This window comes from Demequina mangrovi (genome assembly GCF_000759715.1).
Taxonomy (GTDB): domain Bacteria; phylum Actinomycetota; class Actinomycetes; order Actinomycetales; family Demequinaceae; genus Demequina; species Demequina mangrovi.
On the sequence record NZ_BBLU01000002.1, the window covers coordinates 272,648 to 296,820 of the forward strand.

Below are 24,173 nucleotides of genomic sequence, written 5' to 3' on the forward strand. Positions count from 1 at the left end.
CCGGTGCGGCGCTCGCGCGCGTCCGCGCCTGCCCCCGAGACGGCGCCCGAGCGGCGCCTCCCCTCGCCGCGCCGAACGGCGGCCGAGGCCTCGTCGAAGCATCGTCGAAATCCACCCCTTCGCCCCTCTTGCCCCAGGTTCTACATCGTTGTAGGGTCGCGGCGGGACGAGGTCGACGACGACCCCGCCCGTCTCTGTCCAACGATGAACAGGAGATGACGTGGCCCTCAGCCGCAGCACACGCCTCGCGTTCGGGGCGGCCGCCGCCACCGCGAGCCTCGCGATCGCCGCACCCGCCTGGGCTGCCGTCGCGACCGGCAAGCCGGATCCGAGCGCAGCACCCGCACCGACCTTCTCCGAGGTCACGGTCCACGACCCCTCTGTCGTCACCTCGGGTGACGAGATCTGGGTCTTCGGCTCGCACGCCGCCTCGGCGTACACGACCGACCTCATGAGCTGGACCCAGCACTCGGTCGACCTCAGCCAGGACCCGGACAGCCCGCTGTTCGAGGACATCTACGCGGAGCTCGCGGAGACCTTCGAGTGGGCCCAGACCAGCACCCTGTGGGCGGCGGACGTCATCCAGCTCGCCGACGGGAAGTACTACATGTACTACAACGCCTGCAAGGGCGACTCCCCCCGCTCGGCGCTGGGCGTCGCCGTGGCCGACGAGGTCGACGGTCCGTACGAGGACCTCGGCATCCTGCTGAAGTCCGGGATGTGGGACGAGGAGTCGGAGAACCCCGGCGAGATCTACGACGCGACCGTCCACCCCAACGCGGTCGACCCCGACGTCTTCTTCGACGCCGAGGGCGGCCTGTGGATGGTCTACGGCTCATACTCCGGCGGCATCTTCATCCTCGAGATGGACCCCGAGACCGGCAAGCCGCTTCACGGCCAGGGCTACGGCCAGCACCTCGTGGGCGGCAACCACGCCCGCATCGAGGCGCCGACCATCCGCTACGACGAGGAGACCGGCTACTACTACCTGTTCCTGTCCTACGGCGGCCTGGGCGCCGACGGCGGCTACGAGGTCCGCGTCGCCCGCTCCGAGAGCCCGGACGGCCCCTACGTCGACGCCAACGGCCACGACATGTCGACGGTGAAGGGCGCCGAGGGCACGCTGTTCGACGACGACTCGATCGAGCCGTACGGCGTGAAGATCATGGACGGCTACCTCTTCACCCGCGAGGTCGGCGACCCCGGCACGGGCTCCGGCTCGGGCTACGTCTCCCCCGGCCACACCTCGTGGTACGACGACCCGGACACCGGCGACTCGTACATCGTCTTCCACTCGCGCTTCCCCGACACCGGCGAGGTCCACAACGTCCGCGTCCAGCGCATGTACATGAACGAGAACGGCTGGCCCGTGGTGTCGCCGCAGCGCTACGCGGGCGAGACCGACCGCAAGGTCAAGCGCGACGAGGTCGTGGGCACGTGGCAGATCGTCGACCTCGGCACCGAGATCAGCGCCGAGCCGGCCCTCCCCGTCGACGTCACCCTCACCAAGAACGGCAAGCTCACGGGCGGCCTCACCGGCACCTGGAAGCTCACCGGTCACGACACCGCCGAGCTGCGCACCTCCGACGGGACCTACGACGGCGTGTTCGCACCCGTGTGGGATCCGGACCTCGAGGAGTGGACGGTCGGCCTCACGGTCCAGGACGCCCACGGCGTCTCGCTCTGGGGCCGCCAGGTCGAGACCCTCGCGCCGCAGGCCGCCGTCGACGCCGTCGTGGCGGACCTCGACCTCGGCGACACGTCCGCCGTCGTCGCCGACCTCGACCTGCCGACCACCGGCACGAGCGGCACGGCCATCTCCTGGGAGTCCTCCGACCCGGCTCACCTCTCCACGACCGGCGACGTCACCCGCCCCGCCCAGGGCGAGGACGATGCGACGGTCGCCCTGACCGCGACCATCGTCAACGGCTCGGCCTCCGCGACGGTCACCTTCACCGTGGTGGTGAAGGCCCGCCCCGCGGCCGCCCAGGTGGGCGCGTGGTCCTTCGAGGAGACGCTCCAGGACGATGAGGGCGCGCTGGCCGCACCCACGGTCACGGGCGACCGCATCGACAACACCGGCGGCGCGATCTCGTACGTCGCCGACGGCGTCAGCGGCTCGGCCCTCCACCTCGACGGCACCGCCGGCGTGCGGCTGCCCGACGGCCTGATCCAGGGCGACACCTACTCGGTGTCGATGTGGCTGCGTCCGACCGCCTTCACCCCGTACACCACGGCGTTCTTCGCGGCGAGCTCGGGACTCGAGTTCCTCAGCGTGGTCCCGCAAGGCTGGAACGGCGAGACCATGCTCTGGTCGAACAGCAACGGCACCTGGTACGACGGCTTCACCGGCGAGCTGATCCCGGCGAACGAGTGGACGCACCTCGCGTTCACGGTCGACGCGGGCGAGGTCACGCTGTACGTCGACGGCGTCGACGTCGGCGCGAACAGCGCGTTCAACGACGTCCTCACCAGCCCGACCGCGGTCTTCGCGCTCGGCGTCAACTGGTGGGACACCCCGTTCCAGGGCGACATCGACGAGCTGCTCCTGTCGACCGCCGTCCTCACCCCCGAGGAGGTGGAAGCGCTGGCCCAGGGTTGATCCTCCCCCGGCTCCCCTGAGCCCTCCCGAGGTCTCTCCCCCGAGACCTCCACGACGGGTGGGGACGAGCGCCCGAGCGAGCGCCGTCCCCACCCGTCGCCCCATGTCCGGCCCGAGCCCGGGATCGCGCGGTTTGACCCGCCGATTTACAACGATGTACTGTCGCGGCAGCTCCCCTCGCGCGGCACCGGTCGCGCGCACTGTCCGACGACGCACAGGAGGTCCACGTGACCCGTACCCGAGCCACCGCCGCGGCCGCCACGATCGCCGCCGCCACCATGACGCTGACCGCGTGCAGCGCATCGGCCCCCTTCGAGGACCTGGCCGCCCCGACCTTCTCCGAGGTCACCGTCCACGACCCGTCGGTCGTCACCTCGGACGACGAGGTCTGGGTCTTCGGCTCGCACGCCGCCTCGGCCTCCACGACCGATCTCATGAGCTGGACGCAGAACAGCATGAGCGTCGGCGACGCCGATGCCGCGGGCCTGTTCGACGACATCCGCGCCGAGCTCGCCGAGACCTTCGAGTGGGCCCAGTCCGACACCCTCTGGGCCGCTGACGTGGTCGAGCTGCCGGACGGCCGCTACGCGATGTACTACAACGCCTGCGAGGGCTCGTCGGCGCGGTCCGCGCTGGGCCTCGCGATCGCCGACGAGGTCGACGGACCGTACGTCAACCAGGAGATCCTCCTCAAGTCCGGGATGTGGGACGAGGAGTCGGAGAACGCCGGCGAGATCTACGACGCCACGATCCACCCCAACACCGTCGACCCCGACGCGTTCTACGACGAGAACGGCGACCTCTGGATGGTCTACGGCTCGTACTCCGGCGGCATCTTCATCCTCGAGATGGACGAGGAGACCGGCCTGCCGGTCGAGGGCCAGGGCTACGGCGAGCACCTCGTCGGCGGCAACCACTCGCGCATCGAGGCGCCGAACATCCGCTTCGACGAGGAGACGGGCTACTACTACCTGTTCCTGTCCTTCGGCGGCCTCGACGCCGGCGGCGGCTACGAGCTGCGCGTCGCGCGCTCCGAGACCCCCGACGGCCCCTACCTCGACGCCGAGGGCAACGACATGTCGACCGTCGCGGGCGCGCCCGGCACGGTCTTCGACGACGTCTCGATCGAGCCGTACGGCGTCAAGCTCATCGGCGGCTACGAGTGGGCCGACGGCTCCGGCGTGGGCGGCGACCAGGGCTACGTCTCCCCTGGCCACAACACCTGGTACGACGACCCGGAGACCGGCGAGTCGTTCCTCATCTTCCACTCGCGCTTCACCGGCACCGAGGAGATGCACAACGTCCGCGTCCACCAGCTCTACATGAACGAGGACGGGTGGCCCGTCCTCTCGCCCGCGCGCTACGCCGGCGAGAGCCTCACCGAGGTCTCGACGGACGAGGCGGCCGGCACCTACCAGGTGGTCCTCTTCGACAAGGTGATCTCGCCGCTGGTGCCGACCTCGGTCGAGACGACGTTCGCGGAGGACGGCACCGTGTCCGGCGGCATCGAGGGCACGTGGGAGCTGGGCGACGATGCGGCCGTCACCGTCACCGCGGGCGACGCGACCTACTCCGGCGTCCTCGCCCCGGTGTGGAACCCGACCGCGGAGGCCTGGACCTGGGGCCTCACCGTGGTCTCCGAGCAGGGCGTCCCGCTCTGGGGCCGCCAGGCGGTCGACGCCTCCTAGCCACGACAGCACAGGGGCCGGGCGCGCATCGCGTGCCCGGCCCCTGCGTGTCTGCCCGGTCAGCCCCGGGAGGTCAGCGTCGACACCGTGATCCGGTCGATGACCGGGGCGGTGTCGGCGCGGAGCGGGATCCCCGGCCAGTCCTCGTCGGCGTACGTGACGCCATCGAAGTTGGGCTGCTCCTCCGACGCGAAGGCGATGGTGTTCTCCCCCGCCGCGAGGTCGAGCACAAGCGTCCGCTCCCAGAAGCTGTTCTCGTGGAACGTCGGCACGAAGAGCACGGACTCCGCCGTGCCACCGTTCACCGAGATCAGCGCGCGACGCGCCATCGGGTTCGGGTTGTAGTGCGTCGCCGGCACCTGCTCCGGGTTGGAGAAGCGCACCACCACGGCATGCGGGCCGGCCTCGGCCGCGGTCACCGCGAACGTGAGCGTGCTCCCGTTGCCCGGCTCCCCGCCGATGCCGTCCACCGCCTGGCCGCCCTCGGCGAGCGAGAGATCGACCACGTGGGCGTCGCCCGCGACGGTCGCGTCCTCGGCCTGGTAGTCGACCGCGTCGAGACGCCCCTCGGAGGCGCCCACCAGCAGCCGGTCCACCGTCACGGGACCCGTGACGACGACCTTGTTGACGCCGCCCATGAGGTGCACCGCGGCCTCGGTCCCGGTGCGCAGGTCGAGGACCTGCTCGCCGTTGACCGTGACCGAGCCCTTTGCGACGCCGCTCGTGTCGAGCGACAGCGAGTGCTCGCCGTCGACGTCGCCGTAGACCCAGAAGGTCGCGGTCTCGCCCGACTTGAGCTGCACCGCGCCGGAGCCCGAGACTCCGCCGCGGTACTTCGGCGCCACCGAGGTCTCCGCGAGCTCGGCCTCGTAGGCGTCCACCGCATCGTCCCCCGCCGCGCGGGTGAGGGTGATGCGGTCGACGATGGCGTCGCCCTGGGTCACGCCGGTGCCGTCGAGGCTGCGCGCCGACAGGGTGAGCGTGTGCTCGCCGGCCGTGAGGTCCACCGTGGTGTCGGTGTGGTCCCACACCACCCACTTGTAGCCGAGCGTGAGGAACAGCTCCTGCTCGTCGGCGCCGTCGACCGTGAGGAAGACGTTGGTGGGGCCCTGCTCCGCGACCAGCCCGAAGGTGTTGAGGCTGTTGGCGAAGACCGACAGGTCGTAGGCGCCGTCCTCCGGCACGTCGACCGTGAAGTCGAGCGCGACGTCGGAGCCCGTGCGCAGTCCGCCCACGTTGTAGGCGCCCGAGGTGTAGAACAGGTCGACCCTCACGGGCGAGCCCTCCGGACCGTTGACGGAGTAGCCGTCGCCGCTGAGCGCGGCGTCCTCCGCCTCGTACGACGCCGACCACGCCGGCGACGCGGAGCCCGTGGCGGCCGAGCCCTGCGGCGTCACGACGATCTCGTACGCCGAGGACTCCTTGAGCTCCGGCAGACCGCCGGCGCCGAAGTCGAAGGAGACCTTCCCGTCGACCACCGGCATCACGGTCTCCGCGAGGACGGTCGGCGCGGCGGAGTCGCCGATCTGACCGGTCCACGCGATCTCCTTGACCCAGACCCTGACCTTCCCGGTGAAGGACTCCGGAAGGTTCACCAGGTCCACCGGTGCGGCACCGTCGGCACCGCCGATGATCGCGCGGAGCTGCTTCTTGTCCTCGTCGAGCGTCGCGACGCCCTGGAGCGTGTAGTTGTCGCCCGGCCACGGCGGGGTGACCGCGAGGGTCTGCCCCGACATCTGCGCGTACGCCCGGTAGAGCCACCACTGCCCGTTGCCGCGGTTGGTCTGGACCGCGGAGTCGGACAGGTTGCCGTTGATGTTCCAGAAGGCGATCATCGCGTCGACCTTGGAGTCCTCGATCGCGGAGATCCACTGGATCATCTGGCCCGGCACCGACGTGTGGTAGTTGAAGGCGTACTCGTTGATGTTGATCGGGAGCACCGTGCCCTCGTAGGAGGTCCCCGAGAAGGCGGTCGCCTCCCAGCCCCGGAAGCGCTCCACGGAGTCGCGGATCGCCTGCGGGTGTGAGAGCTCGTGCCACGTGATGATGTCCGGGACGGTGCCCTCCTCGACCACGTGGGCGAGGTATCCCTGCATCTGACCGAACAGCACCGAGGTGCCCGGCCCGGCGACCCGCAGGTCGGGGAACGCGGACTTGATGGTGCGGTACGTCTCGTCCCAGGCGGCGAAGTAGTCCGTCGGGTCCGAGAGCCACGAGGTGCCGTCGAGGCTCCACTGACCCGTGCCGAACATGTTGCCCTCGGGCTCGTTGAACGGCTCGATCACCAGGTGAGCCCGCTCGTCGGCGGGGATCTGCGCGATCATGTCGAGCTGCTCGGCCAGCACCTCGCGGTACGAGTCGAGCTTCTCCTCCGGGGTGTCGCCGGGCCACTGGTACGGGAAGCCCCGGTACCAGTCGGTGACGCGCAGGTAGACGTCGCCGCCTGTGGTCTCCGCGAGCGTCGGGAGGATCTCGAGCGCGTCGGATCCCGGGTGCTGCGACCCGTCCTGCGCCTTGGTCGCGACCGTCCGGACGTTCATGCCCTCGAGCAGGTTCTCCGACGGCATGCCGTCGCCGTAGAGACCGTAGAGGACGCCCGAGGCGCCACCCATGAAGTCACCCGTGGTAGCGCCCGCGTCGATGGTGATCTGCCCGCGGTGCACGGTGACCTCCGCCGTCACGGGGTACCCGCCCGCGTCGCCGGAGACGGTGAACGTCCCCTCCGCGGCGTACGCGTCCGCCGGGACCTCGTCCCACGCGATCGCGACGTCGCGGTCGTAGCCGTCGGAGAAGGACGCCGATGCGGCCGTCGGCAGCGCCGGGGCCTCGCCCACGAGCGTGCGGACGGCGAACGAGTCCTCCGCGAGCGCCTCGAGCGTCGGGATCGCTCCCGTCACCAGCGAGGCGACCTCCTCGGACGTGAGCGCCGCGCGGTACACGCGGAACTCGTCGATCGCCCCGTCGAAGGCGGGATCGGGGTAGAACGAGCCGCCGATGCGGCCGGCGTTCGCCGCGCTCGCGCTGAGGAGCTGGCCCGCGGTGATGTCGGTCGCCACGGACGCGAGCCCGACGCCGTCGAGGTACGTCGTCATGACGCCCGCCGCGGTGTCGAGCGTCGTGGTGACGGTCGCCCACTCCCCAGTGCGCAGCGCGCCGACGCCGGTGACCTGGTCCTCCGCGGACCCGCCTCCGCCCGTCGTGATGGCGGTGCGCATGTTCCCGTCGGAGTTCGACGGGGTCCAGAACAGATACCGGGTGGTGTTGGTGCCGAGGCCGTAGAGCCACTGCCACGCGGCCCCGCCGTCCCAGCGGATCCGGCTCGACACGGTGAGGTCGGTGGCATCCTCGAGGATGCCTCGGGGAACGGTCACGGCGCCGCCGGTGAGGTCGAGAGCGTCACCCTCGACACCGGCGACGATGCCGGTCGAGCCGGCGATGGTCCCGTCGAGGTTGTTGCCCGAGGAGTCGGGCACGATGCCGTCGGCGACGTCGTCCATCGTGTAGAGCAGGTCGGGTGCGGCCAGCGCGCCCGGCTCGAGGGACTCCACCTGCGCGGCGGTGAGCGCCCCGCGGTAGATGCGGAAGTCGTCGACCTCGCCGTCGAAGGTGGGATCCCACCAGAACACCGAGCCGCCGAGGTAGCCGCCGATGTCGCTCGCCGGGTCGGCGAGATCGTCCGCGGTCACCGTGGTCGGCGCCGAGCCGACGGCGACGCCGTCGACGTAGGTGGTCATGAGGTCGGCGGCCGTGTCGAGCGTCACCGTGACGGTGCTCCACTCGTCGGTCGCGAGGGGCGCGTCCGCGAGCACCTGCGCCTCCGCGACGTCGCCGCCCACGGTGACCCCGGTGCGCAGCGCGGCCCCGAAGGCCTCGCCCGTGCGCGGGATCGCGTAGAGGTAGCGCGAGAAGCCGGTGCCGACCCCGTAGAGCCAGCCCCAGTCGTGCGTGCCGTCCCAGCGCACGCGCGCCGCGACCGTGAGGTCCGCGGTGCCCTCGATCACACCCTGGGGGAAGGTCACGTGCCCGCCCGTGAGGTCGAGGGCGGCGCCGTCGAGGCCTTGCGAGGTCTCGGCCGCGCCCACGAGCGTGCCGTCCCAGCCGTGGCCGGATACGTCCGCGACCACGCCGTCGGCGACATCGTCCATGGTCCAGTGCAGGTCCGGCGCGGTCTCGTCGACCGCGGGAGCAGGCTCGGGCTCGGGCTCCGGCGGGACGTACTCCACGCCCACGAGCTCCGCGACCTGCTCGCCGTCGAGCGCGGTGCGGAACAGCTGGAAGTCGTCGACCGCGCCCTTGAAGGTCGGGTCGTTGTAGAAGGACGCGCCGATCGCGCCGCTCGAGGCCGCGGCCGCATCCACGAGCTCGCCCGCGGTGATGTCGGTGGGCGCGTACGCCACCGTGACGCCGTCGAGGTAGGTGGTCATCCGCTCGGCCTCGGTGTCGAGCACCACCGTGACCGTGCTCCAGTCCTCGGTGGACATCGGCGCCGCGTAGTCCACGATCGCCTCCGCACCGGGGCCGCCCACCGTGACCGCGCTGCGCATCACCTGGCTGGTGCCCGCGCGCGGCGTGGTGAAGAGGTACCTGCTGGTGTCCGTGCCGAGCCCGAACAGCCACTGCCAGTCGCCGGGCTCGTCCCATCGCGCCCGCACCGAGACGGTGACGTCGGTCGCGCCCGCGAGCGGGCCGCCGGGGATGGTGACGGTGCCGCCCGTCAAGGCCAGCGCGCTGCCGCCGTCGGCGCCGTCCGTCGCGGCGGTGGAGCCGACGATCACGCCGTCCCAGCCGTTGACGGACGAGTCGGGCACCGTCGTGCCGTCGACGTCGTCCATCGTGTAGTGAAGGTCGGGGGCGGGCAGGTCGACCGCCTGCGCCGGAGCCGCCGTCGCGACGCCGGCCGCACCGAGCGCGAGCGCCGATGTCACCGCCGTCCATCGGGCCCATGCCGGGCGTGGTGTGGTGTGATCTCGCATCGTCGAGCACCTCTCTGTGTCTCTTCCGGGGATGCCGACGGCTGAGGGACGTCGGCTCCGCGCACCCGCGAGCGAGATGCGGGCGCGAGGTCTACTGCGGAGGGCTCACCTCCGCGACGGGGATGAACACCCGCATGGCCGACGGCGCGCGCTCGCCCCACCGGTGATAGGGCACGAGCGTCAGCGCGAACGATGCGCCGCCGTCCTCGGCGCCGCGGGCGCCGTACGGGAGCGCGCCTGGCCGTGCTCCCGCCCAGGTCCGCAGGGACGCTGCCGCCTCGGCGCCGTCGCCGGCGGCACGCGGCGCCACCGAGGTGTCGATCCGCACGTCCTCGAGCGCGGCGCCCGCGGGCAGGTCCGTCGACTCGAGGCAGAGCACCAGCGGCCCGCGCTCGACCGCCACCGTGCCGCGGACCGCGTCGATGCGCGCATCCGGCCACACCAGCCGCGGCGACACGTCGAGCGCGAGGACGTAGACGTCGCGGGCCCTCAGCTCCCGCGTGTCCTCCCACCAGCCCGGTGCGGCGTCCGCGCGCGTGCCATCGGGCACGACGACCGTCGTCCCCTCGGCCCACCCGGGCACCCGCAGCCGCAGCGTCACCGCCGTCGGCGGCGCCTCGAGCACCGTCACCCTCACCTCTCCCTCGGACGGGTACGCGGTGTCGACCCGGAGCCGCAGGCGCCCTCCGGGGAGCGCGACGTCGATGTCGCCGGGCGCGTAGAGCAGCAGCGCGACCGCGTCGCCCTCGACCGCGACCGCGTAGGCGTGGAGCGAGGCGAGCGTGCGCGCGACGTTGGTCGGGCAGCACGAGACGTCGAACCACGGCGCACGCACGCCGCCCTCGGCGCGGTGGTTGACCCCCTCCCCCGCGTACTCGGCGCCGGCCACCCGCTCATGCAACGGGTTCGCGTAGAAGAACGCGGTGCCCGTCGCATCGGGCGCGGTCGCGACGACGTTGTGCAGCGTGCGCTCGATGAGATCGACGTAGGCGACGTCGCCCGTGGCGAGGAAGAGCCTCCACGAGAACATCACGGAGGCCACCCCGGCGCAGGTCTCGCAGTACGCGCGGTCCGGCGGAAGCTCCCAGTCCTGGCCGAAGCCCTCGTCCTGGTGCCGCGAGCCCATCCCGCCCGTGATGTAGGTGCGGCGCTCGACGGTGCGCGCCCACTGCCGCTCGAGCGCCGCGAGCAGCGCGGCGTCGCCGGTCTCGACGGCGACGTCGACCGCGCCTGCGGAAAGGTAGAGGGCGCGCACCGCGTGCCCGCGGAGCGCCTCGGCCTCGCGCACCGGGAGGTCGTCCTGGAAGTAGTCGGCGGCCAGGAGCGGCCTCACGGGCAGCAGCCCGCGGCCGCGCCGGTCGACGAAGAGCTGCGCCTGCGCGATGTAGCGCGGCTCGTCGAGGGCGCGACCCAGCTCCGCGAGCCCCACCTCGATCTCGGGATGACCGCACAGCGACTCACGGCACCCCTCGCCGAACTCACGGCACACGTGGTCGGCGGCCCGGCGCGCGACCTCGACGAGCGTGTCCTCGCCCGCGGTGCGCATCCGCGCGACGGCGGCCTGCATGAGGTGGCCCATGTTGTAGAGCTCATGCCCCATCGACATGTCCGAGTACCGAGGCGGAAGGCCGGGATGGCCGAAGGCCGTGCCCAGGTAGCCGTCGTCATCCTGTGCCGCCGCCACGCGAGCGACCAGGTCCTCGTACGCCGCGGCGAGCGCCGGGTCGTCCCTGCGCCCGAGCTCCCACGCGAGGCCCTCGAGCAGCTTGTAGATCTCCGAGTCGGAGAACTGCCATCCCGGACGGTCGACGGTCTCCTCGCCGCGGGCGACGCGATCGAGGTTCTCGAGCCAGCCGAGCCGGTCCATCCACGCGATGCAGTGGGTGAACGTCTGCGCCGCGTTCGCGACCTGCATCCGTCCCCAGAACCCGTCGGGGTCCCACACGACCTCGGTGAGCCCCGCGCCTCGGCGGGTGCCGGCGGTCGGCCGGACAGGGGCGGCCGCGCCGCCCTCGGAGATCATCGTCACGAATCAGTCCTTCACCGCGCCGGCGGTCACTCCCGCGGCGACGTATCTCTGGGCGAACACGAGCAGCACCGCCGCGGGGATCGAGGCGACCACGGCGGTCGCCATGATCGCGTTCCACTGCGTGGTGTTGTTGCCGATGTACGCGTAGATGCTGAGGGTCACGGGCACCACGTCGGCGTTGCGCGCGAGCGTCGACGCGAACACGAAGTCCGACCATGCCCAGAGGAACGCGAACAGCGACACGGTGAGCACCGAGTTGCGGCTGATGGGCATGACGACCGAGAGGAACGTGCGCCACGCGCTCGCCCCGTCCATGCGCGCCGCCTGCAGGAGTTCGCGCGGGATCCCGCTCATGAACGCGGTGAACAGCAGCACGCCGAACGGCACCGCGATGGTCGAGTCGGCGAGGATCAGGCCCCAGATCGAGTTGAGGAGCCCGAGCCGCACATAGATGGCGTAGAAGCCCATCGCCATGACGACGGCCGGGATCATCTGCGCGACGAGGAGGATGAAGTTGAGGGCCTTCCCCCCGCGCAGCCGCAGCAGCGCGATCGCGTAACCCGCGGGCGCCGCGAGCGCGACCGTCACCACGACGCAGCCGAGACCGACGAGGAGGCTGATCCCCAGCGCAGGCAGCTGCTGATCGACGACGGCCTCGTAGCCCTCGAGGGTCGGGCTGACCGGGAACAGGTCCGGAGGGTTCTTGCGCAGGTCGCTGCGCGGGGTGAGCGAGACGTTCACCATCCAGTAGACGGGGAACAGCATGAGCGCCGTGAAGACGAGGCCCAGCACGGTCTTCCACCAGGTGGCGCGCTTGCTCGCGCCGGCGTGGGTGCGCAGCACGTCAGTGCTCCTCTCGGCGCTGGAGACGGATGTAGAAGAGCCCGAAGACGAGCGCGATGACGATGAGGAGGTTGCCGATCGCCGAGGCCGGCGAGAACGCGGGCTGGCCGGTGCCGAAGGCCTCGCGGTACGACCACACCGCGAGGGTGAGCGAGCTGTTCGCCGGCCCGCCCTTGGTCATGATCCAGACGATGTCGACGACCTTGAGCGTGTAGACGAGCCCGAGCAGGATCGTGATCGCCGAGACCGGCCGCAGCAGCGGGAAGGTGATGCGCCAGAACGTCTTCCACGCACCGGCGCCGTCGAGGGCGGCGGCCTCGTAGACCTCGTCCGGGATGTTCTGGAGGCCCGAGTACAGGATCACCAGGTTGAAGGGGATGCCCAGCCAGATGTTCGCGATGATGACGGACAGCAGCGCTGTGTCGGGCGAGGTGATCCAGTTGACGGGGTCGAGGCCCACGGCGCCGAGGAACGAGTTGATGATGCCCGAGTCGGAGTTCATCATCCACGCCCACGTCGAGGCGGAGACGATCAGCGGCAGCAGCCACGGCACCAGGAAGAGGGCGCGCAGCAGGGACGAGAGCCGGAAGTTGTGGCGGAAGAACACCGCCAGGGCGAGACCGATCGCGTACTGGAACACGATGGACACGCCGACGAAGAGGAACGTGTTCCACAGCGCCTGCGGGAACAGGTTCGACTGGACCACGTCGATGTAGTTGGCCAGGCCGACGAACTCGGCGTCGCCCTGGACGAACGCCCTGATGTTGTAGTCGTGCACCGACAGGTCGATGCTGCGGATGAGCGGGTACGCGTAGAAGGCGATCAGGTAGATCATGAGCGGGGCGGCGAAGGCTGCGGCGATCCACGGGGAGCCGTGGATGGTCCGCTGGGCCGAGCGCTTCGGAGCCTGCATCGGAGCCTCCTTCGCCGCGTGGGCGGTGCGGCGCGTGGGGGTGGTGGTCATGCGTCTTCCTCGGTGGGGCGGACGTGGGGCGGGCGGTCGCCCGCCCCACGTCCGTGGTGCGGGTTCTTACTCGCCGGTGGCGGCGGCGGCCGCCTCCTGTGCGGTGTCCATCGCCTCCTGCGCGCTCTGCGCGCCGGACATGGCGGCCTGCACGCCGGTCCAGAGCTGCTCGGAGATCAGCGGGTAGTCGGTGCCGAGGTTGTCGCTCGTGCGACCCTTGGCCGCCCGCACCGCGTCGACCCAGACCTCGAGCTCGGGGTGCGCCTCGATGAACTGCTCCTGGCCCGCGGCGGTCGGCGGGATGTAGTACGCGAAGGTCTCGGCCGTCTCGACGAAGCCCTCCGGGGTCGTCATGCACTCGACGATCTGGCTCGTGACCTCGTAGCGGGCGCTGTCGCTCTGCGCGGGCGCCATGACGAACTCGCCGCCGGTCGGAGCCGGAGCGGCGCCGCCGTCCTTGGCGGGGAGCGTGATGTAGCCGGTCTCGAACGACGCCTCGGCGGCCGAGTTCACCTGCCACGTGCCGTTCTCGACGAAGCCGGTCTGGCCGTCGAGGAACTCCTCCCACGCGGTGTTCTGCGAGTTCTGGATCGCCGACTGCGGCGCCCAGCCCTTGTCGAGCCAGTCGACCCAGAGCTGCACGGCCTCGACCGCCTCGGGCGAGTTGAGCTCGGTCAGGTCGGCGCCGGCGCCCCAGAACCAGGGCAGGAACTGGAACGAGCCCTCCTCGGTGCCGATGCCCGCGAACGTGATGGCGCGGCTGCCCGCGCCGTCGATCGCCTCGAGCGCGGCGTTGAGCGAGTCCCAGTCGGTGACCGATGCGGGGTCGACGCCGGCCGCCTCGAGGATCTCGGCGTTGTAGTAGAGCGCGAGCGTGTTCGCACCGATCGGGATGCCGTACGCGACCCCGTCGACCACGCCGGCCGCGAGCAGGTTCTCGTCGATCTCGCTCGTGTCGAAGCCGAGCTCGTCCATCGACACGATCGCGCCGGTGTCCGCGAGCGTCGAGACCGCGGGGTTGTCGAGCAGGACCACATCGGGCGACGTGCCCTCCTGCGCCGACAGCAGGAGCTGGTTGGTGAGCGCGGTGGTGTCGTAGGGCGTGCGCTCGATGGTCACGCCCGCCTCGTCGCCGCAGGCCTGCACGCGGTTGGCCCAGTCGGAGCCGTCCTCGTGCTGGGGGTACGGGTCCCACCAGGTGTAGGTGCCGCCGGCGGCGGCGCCGCCACCGTCGGACGACCCTCCTGACGAGCCCGGGTCGCTGCTGTCGGACGAGCAGCCGGCGAGCGTGCCGGCGGCGAGCGCCGCGGTCGCGAACGCGACGGCGGCCTTGGTGCTGGTGTTCCTCATCGTTCCTCCTTGAACGTGAACCTCGGGGACGGTTCGGGTCAGCCCCGAGGAGTCGGTGGTGCGGCGATGGAGCCGCGGTCGTGCACGGCGGGCGGGATCAGCTCGACAACGTGAGGAGCGGTCCCGTCGGGGCCGTCCTCGATTCGAGCGACGAGCTGCTGCACAGCGCGTCGCCCCAGCTCGTCCGCGGCGCTGTCGATCGCCGTGAACGGAAGAGAGAAGGTGCGGGCGAAGTCGTCGGAGTAGCGACCGATGACCGAGATGTCGTCGGGCGCCCGCAGCCCGCGCGCCGCGAGGACGGACGGGAGTGCCGCGGCGGCTGCCTCGTTGTTGAGCAGCAGTCCCGTCGCGCCGGGGTGGCGGTCGAGGATGTCCGCGAGGTCGCGGCCGATGCCCGGCTGGCTCGAGTCGCCGTGGTGGTGGTGGAGCGTCACGCCGAGCTCGGCGGCCCGCTCGCGTGCGCCGTCGGCCAGGCGCCACACGTAGGCGCCGCCGCGCTCGACCACGTGCACGGGCTGGGACACGAGGATGAGCTCGCGGTGCCCCGCATCGTGCATGGTCTGGACCATGAGGCGGCCGCTCTCGACGAAGTCGAGGTCGAAGACGTCGACGCCGTCGCACTCCGCAGGGAGACCGACGGTGGCGCCGGGCTGGAGCGCCGCGCGCAGGATCTCGAGGCGCGTGTCACGCTCGGCGACGTTGAGCAGCACGAAGCCGTCGACCATCCGCGACGAGGACAGGCGCTGAAGCGCGTGGATCCCGTCCTCCTCCGACACGAGCAGCGTGTCGTAGCCGAGCTCACGCGCCCGGTTGGTGACGCCGAGGATGTACTGCAGCATCGCGGGCGCGAACTCGTCGTCGAGGAAGCGCCCCAGGAGCCCGATCACCTTGGTGTGCGAGGTCGCGAGCGCACGGGCGCCGGCGTTGGGGATGTAGCCGAGCTCGTCGACCGCGTCGAGCACGCGCTGCACCACCGCCGGGGAGATGGTGCGCTTGCCGCTGAGCGCGTACGACGCGGTGCTGCGGGACACTCCCGCCACCTTCGCGACGTCGCCGATGGTCACCATCGAGTCGGGCTCCTTCGTCGTTGAACGGGGCCGTCGAACCGGTTCGATTCGACGCGACCGACCATATAGCGAACCGGTTCGACAACGCAACCGGCGATCTTCCCCGTGACCGAATCGTGACGTTGGTCCCAGGCGGCGACTCCGGCATGCGGCGCGCCTCGTAGGCTGGCGCCCGTGACCTCCCCTGCGCCCGCATCGTCCCGCCGTGCCGTCTTCCTCGACGTGGACGGCACCTACGCCCACCACGGGAAGGTCCCCGACGCGCACGTCGACGCCGTGCGCGCCGCGCGCCGCGCGGGCCACGTGGTGCTGCTGTGCACCGGCAGGCCCGCCTCGCTGCTGCCCGACGCGATCACCTCGGCCGGATTCGACGGCTACGTCGCCGGCGCGGGCGCGTACGCGGAGCTCGACGGCGAGGTGCTGCTCGACACCCGGTTCCCCGCGCATCTCGCCGCGCGAGCGAGGGCGGCGCTCGAGGCGCACGGCGCGCTCTACTTCCTCGAGGCGCCGGACGCGACGTACGCGTACCCGTCCGCGATCGAGACCATGCAGACGTACCTCCCGCGTCGCAGCGTCCATTCGCGCGCCGAGGAGGAGGGCCGCAAGGCGGTGACGTCCGCGCTGCGCCCCACCGAGGACCTCAGCGACGTCGTCTTCGGCAAGATCACCACGTTCCACGCCGAGACGCCCCTGCCCGAGATCGCGGCGGAGATCGGCCCCGAGGTGAGCGTCATCCCGAGCTCCATCCCGGACCTCGGCCCAGGCGCGGGCGAGATGTTCCTCACCGGGGTGCACAAGGCGTCGGGCATCGTGGCCGTGATCGAGCGCCTGGGCCTCGCACCTGAGCACGTCGTCGCGTTCGGCGACGGCCCCAACGACTTCGAGATGCTCGAGCTCGCCGGCACCGCCGTCGCGATCGAGGGCTCCTCCCCCGCGCTGCTCGCCCTCGCCGACCACGTCGCCGCGCCACCCGAGCAGGCGGGCCTCGCGGCGGCCTTCGCGGAGCTCGGCCTTCTGGGCTGAGGACCTCGAGCCCCGCTCAGTCCTCGGCCGCAGCCCTCACGAGCGCGGCGAGGGTCTCACCGCTCACGCCGAGCGACCGCGCGCGCGCCGCAAGAGCCGCGGCGTCCGCCCGGAGCTCGGCGAGCGCGTCGGCGCGGGCCGAGACCACCGCGCCGCGGCCGCGCCGCATCTCGACAAGCCCCTCGTCGCGGAGCTGCTGGTACGCCTTGAGCACCGTGTGGAGGTTGACGTCGAGCGCCTCGGCGACGTCGCGCGCCGAGGGCAGCCGCTCCCCCGCGGGAAGCCGTCCCGCGGCGACCTCGCGCCTGACGGAGCCGGCGATCTGGTCGTACAGCGCCGCGCTGGACTCGGGGTCAATCCTGAGCAGCATCGGCGACCTCCGCGACGGCGGCGAGCACCGCGGCCGCCATCGCGGCATCGTCCAGCGTGACCACGAACCGGCGCCCGGAGCGGCGCGTCACCTCGAGCGCCGGACCCGAGCGCATCACCACCGCGGTCGCGCCCGGGATCTGGCGGATGCCGTAGCCGCCGAACTGCGACAGGCCCGACACCTGGATCACCGCGACCGACGCCACATCCGCCGCGGGCACCCGCATGCGGATGATGCGGGCCGCGGAGCGGACCGTGAGCCCGGACGCGTCGGCGCGCACGTGGAAGACGGTGAGCGAGGCCGCCAGCACCGCGAGGAGCACGGCGAGAGCCGTGACGATGATCGCGACCGCGGTGTCTCCGACCACCCAGTTCGCGACCGCGGCGATCGCCGCCACCGCGACCCCCGCGATGATCGCCGCGAGCGCGGCGGGCCGCATCTCCGAGCGGCCGACCCACACCGCCCGCTCGCCCGGCGCGAGCGCGATCGGCTGCGCGGGGGCCGCCTCGTGCACGGTCGGCACGTGGCGCGGCTGGACGAGCCAGCCCGCCGCGCCCGCGACCAGCGACGCGCCGAGCCCCCAGGCCAGCACGGGCAGGACCGAGGGAGCGTCGGCCGCATCGGCGAGGCCGCGCTGCATCGCGATCGACCCGACCATGAGGACGCTCATGAGGACCGAGAGGCCCAGCGCCACCGCGGGCAGCATGCGCAGCACGAAGCCACGCTCGCCCCGGCGGATCGACCGGAGCACCGAGGCGCCGAGCGCGATCGGCAGGACGCCGCCGACCAGCCCGGTCATCACGGGGACGAGCGTCGGAGAGGCGAAACCGTCGGGCTCGCTCCCGCTCCAGTGGGTCGCGACCGGGTCGGGCACGTCGCCGAGCATCGCCAGCAGCGCGACCACCGCACCCGCGCACAGCAGCGCGGGCGCGACGACGCCGACCGTCATCGCCCTGCCGTACGCGCCATCGTTCTCCGCCATCGCCGCTCCTCGGTAGTTGTTATAGATGAACTATAACACTTCGCGCAGTGCGGAACGAGGCCCTGGCCGGCTCAGGAGAGCGCCGCAGCCTCCCTCGCCATCTCGGTCACCACGGCCAGGTCGACGTCCTCGAGCGTGCGGAAGGTGACGGCGGCCGCGCCGACCTTGACCTTCCCGAGCCGGTCCGCGTACCGGTGCGCGAGGTACGCCCCGTCCGCGACCGCGTTGACGTAGAGGCTCACGTGCCGGGCCTGCTCCGCGAGCCCGATGAGGAACCAGTCGACCGCCTCGCCGCGCGGGCGGGGCTGGGAGATGTCGCCGTAGCCCACGATCGCCTGCTCGGTGCCGCCCCAGAAGACTCCTCGCCACAGCGTCCGGCTCACGCCCGGCATGCCCGCGACGAGCGCGGCGTCCACGGCGATCAGCAGCGCGGCGCGCGGGCTCGCCGCGAGGAACGCGTCGACGTCCTCGTCGGTGCGGCGCACGGGGTTCGGATTGCTCATCTCGGCCTCCCCGGCCATGGTGCCACGGGCGCGCATCGTCCCGAGAGACACGAAAGGCCGCCCCGAAGGGCGGCCTTCCGATCAAGTGCTGTCTCAACACTTCGTGGAGCTGAGGGGACTCGAACCCCTGACCCCCTGCATGCCATGCAGGTGCGCTACCAGCTGCGCCACAGCCCCGTCATCCTTGCGGATTCCGTGCTCTTGAGAGCGAGATAGATATTAGCCCAGATTCTTGACCAAGTGTTAATCGGCCTCCGGCAGGCTTTCTGCCAGGGACGATGCGGGGCCGTGGCCGTAGTGCGCGAGCGACCAGTGTCCGGGGCTCGACTCGAGGACGTTCCAGCGTCCGTGCTCGAGCTTGCCCAGCACGGTCGACTCCACGTCGAGCCCGAGCAGCGCGAGGGAGCCGAGCATGATCGACGAGCCGTGGCTCACCGCGAACACCAGGCGGGCCCCCTCGCAGGCCTCCGCGAGCCCCTCGGCCACGCGGGCCGAGACCTCCGCCGCGGTCCCCCAGCCCGCGATGCGCGGGTCCTGGCCGCGCAGGCGGCGGTCGTAGTCCTCGGGCCAGCCCTGGCGCACCTCGTCCCACGTGAGGCCCTCCCAGGCCCCGTAGGAGCGCTGTGTGAGCCGCGCGTCGGGACGCGCGGGCACCCCGGTGACCGCGGAGATCTCGGCGGCGGTGTCGGCGGCCCGTCGCAGCGGCGAGGTGACGATGCGGTCGGGGACGCCGTACTCGGCGTGCAGCGCGGCCGCGGCCGCGCGCGCCTGCTCGCGCCCCTCCGCGCCGAACGGGACGTCGAGAGAGCCCTGCAGGCGCCCCTCGGCGTTGTAGCCGGTGCGTCCGTGGCGGAGCAGAACGAGGACGGTCATGACGCGACCGCCGGCGCTCCGACGTTGTGGCGCTCGAGCGACCAGCCGCCGCCCGTCGCACGCACGAGGCGCGACCATGCGGCGTTGTGGAGGCTGCCGAGCGTGCGCCCCTCGAGCGGGAGCCCCAGCAGCGCGAGCAGCAGCATGCGGCCCGACGAGCCGTGCGCGACGAGCACGAGGTCGCCGTCGACGCGCGCGATCCAGTCGTCGACCGCGGCGGTCATGCGCGCCGCGACCTCGGCGTGGGTCTCATAGCCGTCGAAGTCGGGCTCGTAGCCGGCCATCCACGCGGCGTGGTCGTCGGGGAAGCGGGACTCGCGCTCGTGCGCGAGCAGCCCCTCCCACGGCCCGTAGCGGCGCTCCCCCAGCCGCGCATCCTGGTTGAGCGTCGCGGCCCTGCCGTCCACGATGATCCGCGCCGTCTCGATCGCGCGGTCGAGAGCGGAGGAGACGAACACCGGGCGTCCCTCGAGCGCGGGCCACAGGGACGATGCGGCGGCGCGCGCCTGCTCCCGTCCGGTCGCGTTGAGCGGGATGTCGGTCGACCCCTGGAGGCGGCCCGCGAGGTTCCAGTCCGTCTGCCCGTGACGGACGACGAACAGCCGGGTCACGCGCCGAGCTCGAGGTCGATGACCGGGCAGTCCTTCCACAGGCGCTCGAGCTCGTAGTAGCCGCGCTCCTCGTCGTGCATCACGTGGACGATGATGTCGTTGAAGTCGAGCAGCGCCCACCGGCCCTCGCGGACGCCCTCGCGCCGCGTCGCCTTGGCGCCGAGCGCGTGCAGCGCCTCCTCGATGCCCTCGGCGACCGCGACGACCTGGCGCTCGTTGGACGCCGACGCGATGACGAACGCGTCGGCAAGCGGCAGGTGCGCCGAGACGTCGAGCGCGACGATGTCCTCGGCCTTCTTCGCGTCGGCGGCGCGGGCCGCGGCCCGCACGAGCTCGATCGCCCTCTCCGTGGCCGTCATCCGGCGTTCCCCGTGAGGTGCCACACGAGCACGCCGAGCAGGAAGGCGACCGCGCCGATCACCGCGAGGTGCGCCCACGCGAAGTGGTGCGCGCCCTCCTCGTGCTCCTCGGGGAGCGGGCGGCGGATCGGCTCGGAGACGGGCAGGTCGGTCGGCGACGGCTCGTCGCCCACGTGCCCCTCGGGCGCGGTGCCCGCCGAGGACGAGGAGCCCGCGTAGCCGTGCATGATCTTGGTGAAGTCCGGGATCGGGATGTCGTCGGACGGCGCGTAATCTGCGACCTCGCGGGGTTGCGCCTGCGTCAGCGGGTGCGAGTCCCATGCGGTGGCCGCCGCCGCGGCAGGGCCGACCGGTCGCAGGCCCGCGGGGACGATGGGCCCGGACGACGGCGTCGGCGCGGGCTCCTCGTCGGCGACGGGCTGCTGCTCGAGGTCGGCCGGCTCGAGCTCGGGCTGCGGCTCGGGCGCGGCCACTGTGCGACCGAGGCCGAGCGCGCTCTCCTGTGCCGCGTGCGCGTAGACCTCGGCAGGATCGAGCACCTCGGTGTCCTGCGCGTCGGCCTCGGCGGTCGCGGCCGGCCAGGCCTGCTCCTCGACGACGGTCTCGGCCTCAGGCTCGGCCTCCACGCGCTCCTCGACCTCGACCGGCTCGGGGGCGGGGGCGCGATGGGCCTGCTGGGCGCGGGTGATCCCGGCCATGGCCTCGGCCGTGAGGCGGCGGATCTCCGCCGCCGGGTCCTCGACCGCCTCGTCGTCCGCGGCCTGCGGCGCCGCGGGCGCCTCGTCCTGCGCCGCGGGGGCGGGGGCGGGGGGCTGCGCGAAGGGCTCGCTCGAACGGTCCTCGAGGCGCCGCGCCTGCAGCGACCCCGGCGGGAAGAGGTGGCGGTACTCCTCCGGGATGGTGTCCATCGCGCCCGACGGCGTCGGCTCGGTCGCCACGGGCTCGGGCTCCGCCTCGGCGGCGGGCTCCTGCTCGCCCTCCTCCGCCTCCTCGGCGGGTGCGGCCTGCGCGGCGGCGACCTCGGCGGCGAATCCCGACCAGGGGCTGGTGAGCTGCACGCGCTCGGGCTCGGGCTCCTGCTCCGCGGCAGGCTCGGGCTCCGGCTCGAAGGTGAAGGCGGCGGTGGCCTCCGGGTCCGCCTCGACAGCCGTCTCGGGCTCCGGCTCGAAGGACGCCGCGAGCGCGACCTCCTCCGCGGGCTCGGGCTCGGGCTCGCCGACAGTCTCGGCCTCGGGCTCCGGCTCGGGCTCGGCAACGGCCTCCGGCTCCGGCTCCGGCTCCGGCTCCGGCGCGACGATGGCCTCGGGCTCCTCCGCCTGCTCGACCGCATCGGCGGCGGCATCGGCCTCGGGCGCGGCCGGCTCGGCGGTGTCGCGGCGCGCGATGAGCTCCTGGGCGTCGAGGAGCTCGGGCGTCATCGCGGGCAGCTGGCCCGTGGCGATGAGCTCCTCCTCACGCGTCCAGGTCTCCATCGGGCGTGCCTGGCGCTCGAGCTCGCGGCGCTCTTTGCGCGTGAGCGGCGTGCCGTCGGGATGCGTGGGCGGGCCGGCGACAGGCGACACGATCGGGGTGGTCGGCTGATCCTGGCCGGACTGCCTGGCCTCGACCTCGCGACGCTGTCTGCGCGACAAAGGCCTGCCCTGGTCAGTCATCAAGTCCTCCGTAGTAGAGCCCGTTCACGGCGATGTAGTCGGCCACGGATCGGGGTACAAGGTAGCGGATCGGCAATCCGGCCCTCACCCGGCGACGCACATCGGTAGACGATATCGCCAGAGCGGGGGCCTCCACCAGGATATGGGGCCGCGTCGTGTCCGCCAACGAGTGACCCGGCCGTGTCACGCCCACGAACGTGGCGAGCTCGGTGAGCCTGTCGGCGTCCTTCCACTCGTCCAGCCGCGCGACCGCATCGGCCCCCGTGATGAAGAACAGCTCCGCGTCGGGGCGCTGCTCCCTCAGGTCCGTGAGCGTGTCGACCGTGTAGGTCACTCCCCCGCGCTCGATGTCCACCGGCGAGACGGCGAACCGCTCGTCCTCGTCCGCCGCCAGCGCGCACATCGCGAGCCGGTGCTCCGGCGTCTCGGTGTCGTAGCCCTGCTTGAACGGCTGGGAGTACGCGGGCGTCAGCAGGATCTGGTCGAGGCCCAGCTGCGCGCAGACCTCCGACGCCGCGGCGAGGTGGCCGTGGTGGATCGGGTCGAACGTGCCGCCCAGCACGCCCACACGAGCGAGGGGCGCCTGCACGTCAGTGGCGCGTGCCGACGCTCCGGAACGCGTACGTCACGAAGAGCAGGCCCATGAGGCCGACGAACGCGAGCAGGCCGATGGCCTCCGCGGGGATGGGGAGCTCGTTGACGACGTGCGACGTGGTCTCGACGGCCTCGGTGATCATGGGGACTCCTCCTGTTGTCTCCCGCGATTATGGCATCGATGAAGGCGCGGACGATGCGCGCCGCCCGTCAGGGGCGGATGTGCCCCTCGCCGTACGCGACCCACGTGGTCGTGGTGAGCTCGCCGAGGCCCATGGGGCCGCGCGCGTGGAGCTTCTGCGTGGAGATGCCGATCTCCGCGCCGAGCCCGAACTCGCCGCCGTCGGTGAAGCGCGTCGAGGCGTTGACCATGACCGCCGCCGAGTCGATGTGCGCCACGAAGTGCTGGGCCGCGTCGATGTCGTTGGTGACGATCGCCTCGGTGTGTCCCGTCGACCACCGCGCGATGTGCTGGATCGCCTCGTCGATCGAGTCGACCACCTTGACCGCGATGTCGAGCGACAGGTACTCGGTCGCCCAGTCCTCGTCGGTGGCGAGCACGGTCGGCACGTTGGCCGGCGCGAGGTCGGCCGCCGCATCGTCCGCGTGAAGGGTCACCCCCGCGCGGTGGAGCTCCTCGAGGATCACCGGGAGGTTGTCCGCGGCGTCCTTGTGGACCAGCAGCGTCTCCGCCGCGTTGCACACGCCCACGCGGTGGGTCTTCGAGTTGAGCACGATGTCCACCGAGCGCTCGAGCGGCGCGGAGGCGTCGAGGTACACGTGGCAGTTGCCCTCGCCGGTCTCGATCGCCGGCACGGTCGACTCGCGGACCACCGTCTGGATGAGGTCGCGTCCGCCGCGCGGCACCAGCACGTCGACCAGCCCGCGGGCGTTCATCAGCACCTTCGCTCCGGCCCGGCCGTACGCGTCGATCGACTGGACCGCGTCGCGCGGCAGGCCCACGGACTCGAGCGCGTCCTGGAGGACCGCGACGATGACCTCGTTCGAGCTGGCCGCGGCGGATCCGCCGCGCAGGACCGCGGCGTTGCCCGACTTCAGCGACAGGCCCGCGGCATCGACGGTGACGTTGGGACGCGCCTCGTAGATCATCCCGACCACGCCCATGGGCACGGCCTTCTGGATGAGCCGGATGCCGTTGGGCAGCGTCGAGCCGCGCTTGATCTCGCCCACAGGGTCGGGCAGCGTCGCCACGTACCTCAGCGCCTCGGCGATCTTCTCGATGCGCCCTTCGTCGAGCGCGAGGCGGTCGAGCAGCCCCGGCGTCATGTCGTTGGCGCGGCCGCGCTCGAGGTCCTCGGCGTTCGCCTCGACGATGCGCGCCGCCTGCGCCACGAGGGCGTCGGCCATCGCGTGGAGCGCCTCGTTCTTCACGGTGGTGGTGGCCGTCGCGAGCGCGCGCGACGCGAGCTTCGCGCGGCGGCACGCCTCGAGGACGGCGGACTCGGTGTCGACGGGGATCGCGGTCTCGGTCATGCACCCGAGTGTAGAAGCGTCGAAGGTGCCTGCCCAGGGCGAGGTGGCACCTTCCCCGCCCCCCCTCCTCCGACAGCGGCAACGGATCTCGGGGCGACACGCCGCGGTTCGGTCGGCGGTGAGGCCGACACACCGGCAACGCGGGACCGGTTCCGTTGGGACTGTCGGGGCGGGGCGGGGCGGGGCGGGGCGGGGC

Annotated in this window: 19 protein-coding genes and 1 tRNA gene; 3 read left to right on the forward strand and 17 right to left on the reverse strand. The window is 72.2% G+C overall.

Annotation, left to right across the window (positions count from 1 at the left end; translation table 11 throughout):
- Positions 1-220 precede the first annotated feature (220 nt).
- Positions 221-2,602 carry a family 43 glycosylhydrolase gene (locus TR42_RS03165; protein ID WP_052405546.1) on the forward strand — a complete coding sequence of 794 codons (2,382 nt, stop codon included), beginning with the start codon at positions 221-223 and terminating at the stop codon, positions 2,600-2,602.
- Between the two features lie 227 nt (positions 2,603-2,829).
- On the forward strand, positions 2,830-4,290 hold the full coding sequence (locus tag TR42_RS03170) for a glycoside hydrolase family 43 protein (protein ID WP_236623321.1): 1,461 nt from the start codon (positions 2,830-2,832) through the stop codon (positions 4,288-4,290).
- Positions 4,291-4,349: 59 nt separating this feature from the next.
- On the opposite strand, the gene TR42_RS03175 is transcribed toward TR42_RS03170, so the two are convergent.
- From TR42_RS03175 to TR42_RS03200, 6 genes are all read right to left on the reverse strand, one after another.
- Positions 4,350-9,215: a LamG-like jellyroll fold domain-containing protein gene (locus TR42_RS03175; RefSeq protein ID WP_161786613.1), complete on the reverse strand. Its 4,866-nt coding sequence runs from the start codon at positions 9,213-9,215 to the stop codon at positions 4,350-4,352.
- Between the two features lie 139 nt (positions 9,216-9,354).
- Entirely contained in the window at positions 9,355-11,286 is a 1,932-nt protein-coding gene (locus tag TR42_RS03180; protein ID WP_042213035.1) for a glycoside hydrolase family 127 protein, read from the reverse strand.
- Positions 11,287-11,295: 9 nt separating this feature from the next.
- Positions 11,296-12,057, reverse strand: a complete 762-nt coding sequence (locus TR42_RS03185; RefSeq protein ID WP_042213037.1) for a carbohydrate ABC transporter permease — start codon at positions 12,055-12,057, stop codon at positions 11,296-11,298.
- Positions 12,058-12,136: 79 nt separating this feature from the next.
- Entirely contained in the window at positions 12,137-13,099 is a 963-nt protein-coding gene (locus tag TR42_RS03190) for a carbohydrate ABC transporter permease (protein WP_042212907.1), read from the reverse strand.
- Between the two features lie 66 nt (positions 13,100-13,165).
- Positions 13,166-14,449, reverse strand: a complete 1,284-nt coding sequence (locus TR42_RS03195; protein WP_042212909.1) for a sugar ABC transporter substrate-binding protein — start codon at positions 14,447-14,449, stop codon at positions 13,166-13,168.
- 38 nt (positions 14,450-14,487) lie between these two features.
- Positions 14,488-15,516, reverse strand: coding sequence for a LacI family DNA-binding transcriptional regulator (locus TR42_RS03200; protein WP_042212910.1), 1,029 nt, complete (start codon positions 15,514-15,516; stop codon positions 14,488-14,490).
- Between the two features lie 174 nt (positions 15,517-15,690).
- Between TR42_RS03200 and TR42_RS03205 the strand changes: the two genes are divergently transcribed.
- A complete protein-coding gene (locus TR42_RS03205; protein ID WP_042212912.1) occupies positions 15,691-16,539 on the forward strand; it encodes an HAD hydrolase family protein in 849 nt (282 codons plus the stop codon).
- Between the two features lie 16 nt (positions 16,540-16,555).
- Here the strand turns inward: TR42_RS03205 and TR42_RS03210 are convergent, their stop codons facing one another.
- From TR42_RS03210 to TR42_RS03255, 11 genes are all read right to left on the reverse strand, one after another.
- Positions 16,556-16,909, reverse strand: coding sequence for a GntR family transcriptional regulator (locus TR42_RS03210; RefSeq protein WP_042212913.1), 354 nt, complete (start codon positions 16,907-16,909; stop codon positions 16,556-16,558).
- A complete protein-coding gene (locus TR42_RS03215) occupies positions 16,893-17,891 on the reverse strand; it encodes a DUF1648 domain-containing protein (protein ID WP_042212915.1) in 999 nt (332 codons plus the stop codon). The genes TR42_RS03210 and TR42_RS03215 overlap by 17 nt, the downstream gene beginning before the upstream one ends.
- 71 nt (positions 17,892-17,962) lie before the next feature.
- Positions 17,963-18,394 carry a DUF1801 domain-containing protein gene (locus TR42_RS03220; RefSeq protein WP_042213039.1) on the reverse strand — a complete coding sequence of 144 codons (432 nt, stop codon included), beginning with the start codon at positions 18,392-18,394 and terminating at the stop codon, positions 17,963-17,965.
- A gap of 104 nt (positions 18,395-18,498) precedes the next feature.
- Positions 18,499-18,571 (reverse strand) — tRNA-Ala (locus TR42_RS03225).
- A gap of 66 nt (positions 18,572-18,637) precedes the next feature.
- Positions 18,638-19,267: a histidine phosphatase family protein gene (locus TR42_RS03230; protein WP_042212917.1), complete on the reverse strand. Its 630-nt coding sequence runs from the start codon at positions 19,265-19,267 to the stop codon at positions 18,638-18,640.
- Positions 19,264-19,878, reverse strand: a complete 615-nt coding sequence (locus TR42_RS03235; protein WP_042212918.1) for a histidine phosphatase family protein — start codon at positions 19,876-19,878, stop codon at positions 19,264-19,266. Before TR42_RS03235 ends, TR42_RS03230 begins: the two co-directional genes overlap by 4 nt.
- Positions 19,875-20,237: a ribosome silencing factor gene (gene rsfS, locus TR42_RS03240; protein ID WP_042212920.1), complete on the reverse strand. Its 363-nt coding sequence runs from the start codon at positions 20,235-20,237 to the stop codon at positions 19,875-19,877. Before rsfS ends, TR42_RS03235 begins: the two co-directional genes overlap by 4 nt.
- Complete coding sequence (locus TR42_RS14965; protein ID WP_161786614.1) at positions 20,234-21,889, reverse strand: hypothetical protein; 1,656 nt, start codon at positions 21,887-21,889, stop codon at positions 20,234-20,236. The genes rsfS and TR42_RS14965 overlap by 4 nt, the downstream gene beginning before the upstream one ends.
- A complete protein-coding gene (gene nadD, locus TR42_RS03250) occupies positions 21,882-22,478 on the reverse strand; it encodes a nicotinate-nucleotide adenylyltransferase (protein WP_042212922.1) in 597 nt (198 codons plus the stop codon). Before nadD ends, TR42_RS14965 begins: the two co-directional genes overlap by 8 nt.
- A gap of 1 nt (position 22,479) precedes the next feature.
- Positions 22,480-22,626 carry a hypothetical protein gene (locus TR42_RS15110; protein ID WP_169742202.1) on the reverse strand — a complete coding sequence of 49 codons (147 nt, stop codon included), beginning with the start codon at positions 22,624-22,626 and terminating at the stop codon, positions 22,480-22,482.
- A gap of 67 nt (positions 22,627-22,693) precedes the next feature.
- Positions 22,694-23,977 carry a glutamate-5-semialdehyde dehydrogenase gene (locus tag TR42_RS03255; protein WP_042212924.1) on the reverse strand — a complete coding sequence of 428 codons (1,284 nt, stop codon included), beginning with the start codon at positions 23,975-23,977 and terminating at the stop codon, positions 22,694-22,696.
- Between the last annotated feature and the right edge of the window lie 196 nt (positions 23,978-24,173).

Excerpts from the sequence above, each read along its gene's own strand:
- TR42_RS14965 (WP_161786614.1), bottom strand. The coding sequence starts at position 21,889 with ATGACTGACCAGGGCAGGCCTTTGTCGCGCAGACAGCGTCGCGAGGTC.
- TR42_RS03185 (WP_042213037.1), bottom strand. The coding sequence starts at position 12,057 with ATGCTGTTCCCCGTCTACTGGATGGTGAACGTCTCGCTCACCCCGCGC.
- TR42_RS03230 (WP_042212917.1), bottom strand. The coding sequence starts at position 19,267 with ATGACCGTCCTCGTTCTGCTCCGCCACGGACGCACCGGCTACAACGCC.
- TR42_RS15110 (WP_169742202.1), bottom strand. The coding sequence starts at position 22,626 with ATGATCACCGAGGCCGTCGAGACCACGTCGCACGTCGTCAACGAGCTC.
- TR42_RS03200 (WP_042212910.1), bottom strand. The coding sequence starts at position 15,516 with ATGGTGACCATCGGCGACGTCGCGAAGGTGGCGGGAGTGTCCCGCAGC.
- TR42_RS03180 (WP_042213035.1), bottom strand. The coding sequence starts at position 11,286 with ATGATCTCCGAGGGCGGCGCGGCCGCCCCTGTCCGGCCGACCGCCGGC.
- rsfS (WP_042212920.1), bottom strand. The coding sequence starts at position 20,237 with ATGACGGCCACGGAGAGGGCGATCGAGCTCGTGCGGGCCGCGGCCCGC.
- TR42_RS03190 (WP_042212907.1), bottom strand. The coding sequence starts at position 13,099 with ATGACCACCACCCCCACGCGCCGCACCGCCCACGCGGCGAAGGAGGCT.
- TR42_RS03215 (WP_042212915.1), bottom strand. The coding sequence starts at position 17,891 with ATGGCGGAGAACGATGGCGCGTACGGCAGGGCGATGACGGTCGGCGTC.
- TR42_RS03255 (WP_042212924.1), bottom strand. The coding sequence starts at position 23,977 with ATGACCGAGACCGCGATCCCCGTCGACACCGAGTCCGCCGTCCTCGAG.
- TR42_RS03220 (WP_042213039.1), bottom strand. The coding sequence starts at position 18,394 with ATGAGCAATCCGAACCCCGTGCGCCGCACCGACGAGGACGTCGACGCG.
- TR42_RS03195 (WP_042212909.1), bottom strand. The coding sequence starts at position 14,449 with ATGAGGAACACCAGCACCAAGGCCGCCGTCGCGTTCGCGACCGCGGCG.
- TR42_RS03210 (WP_042212913.1), bottom strand. The coding sequence starts at position 16,909 with ATGCTGCTCAGGATTGACCCCGAGTCCAGCGCGGCGCTGTACGACCAG.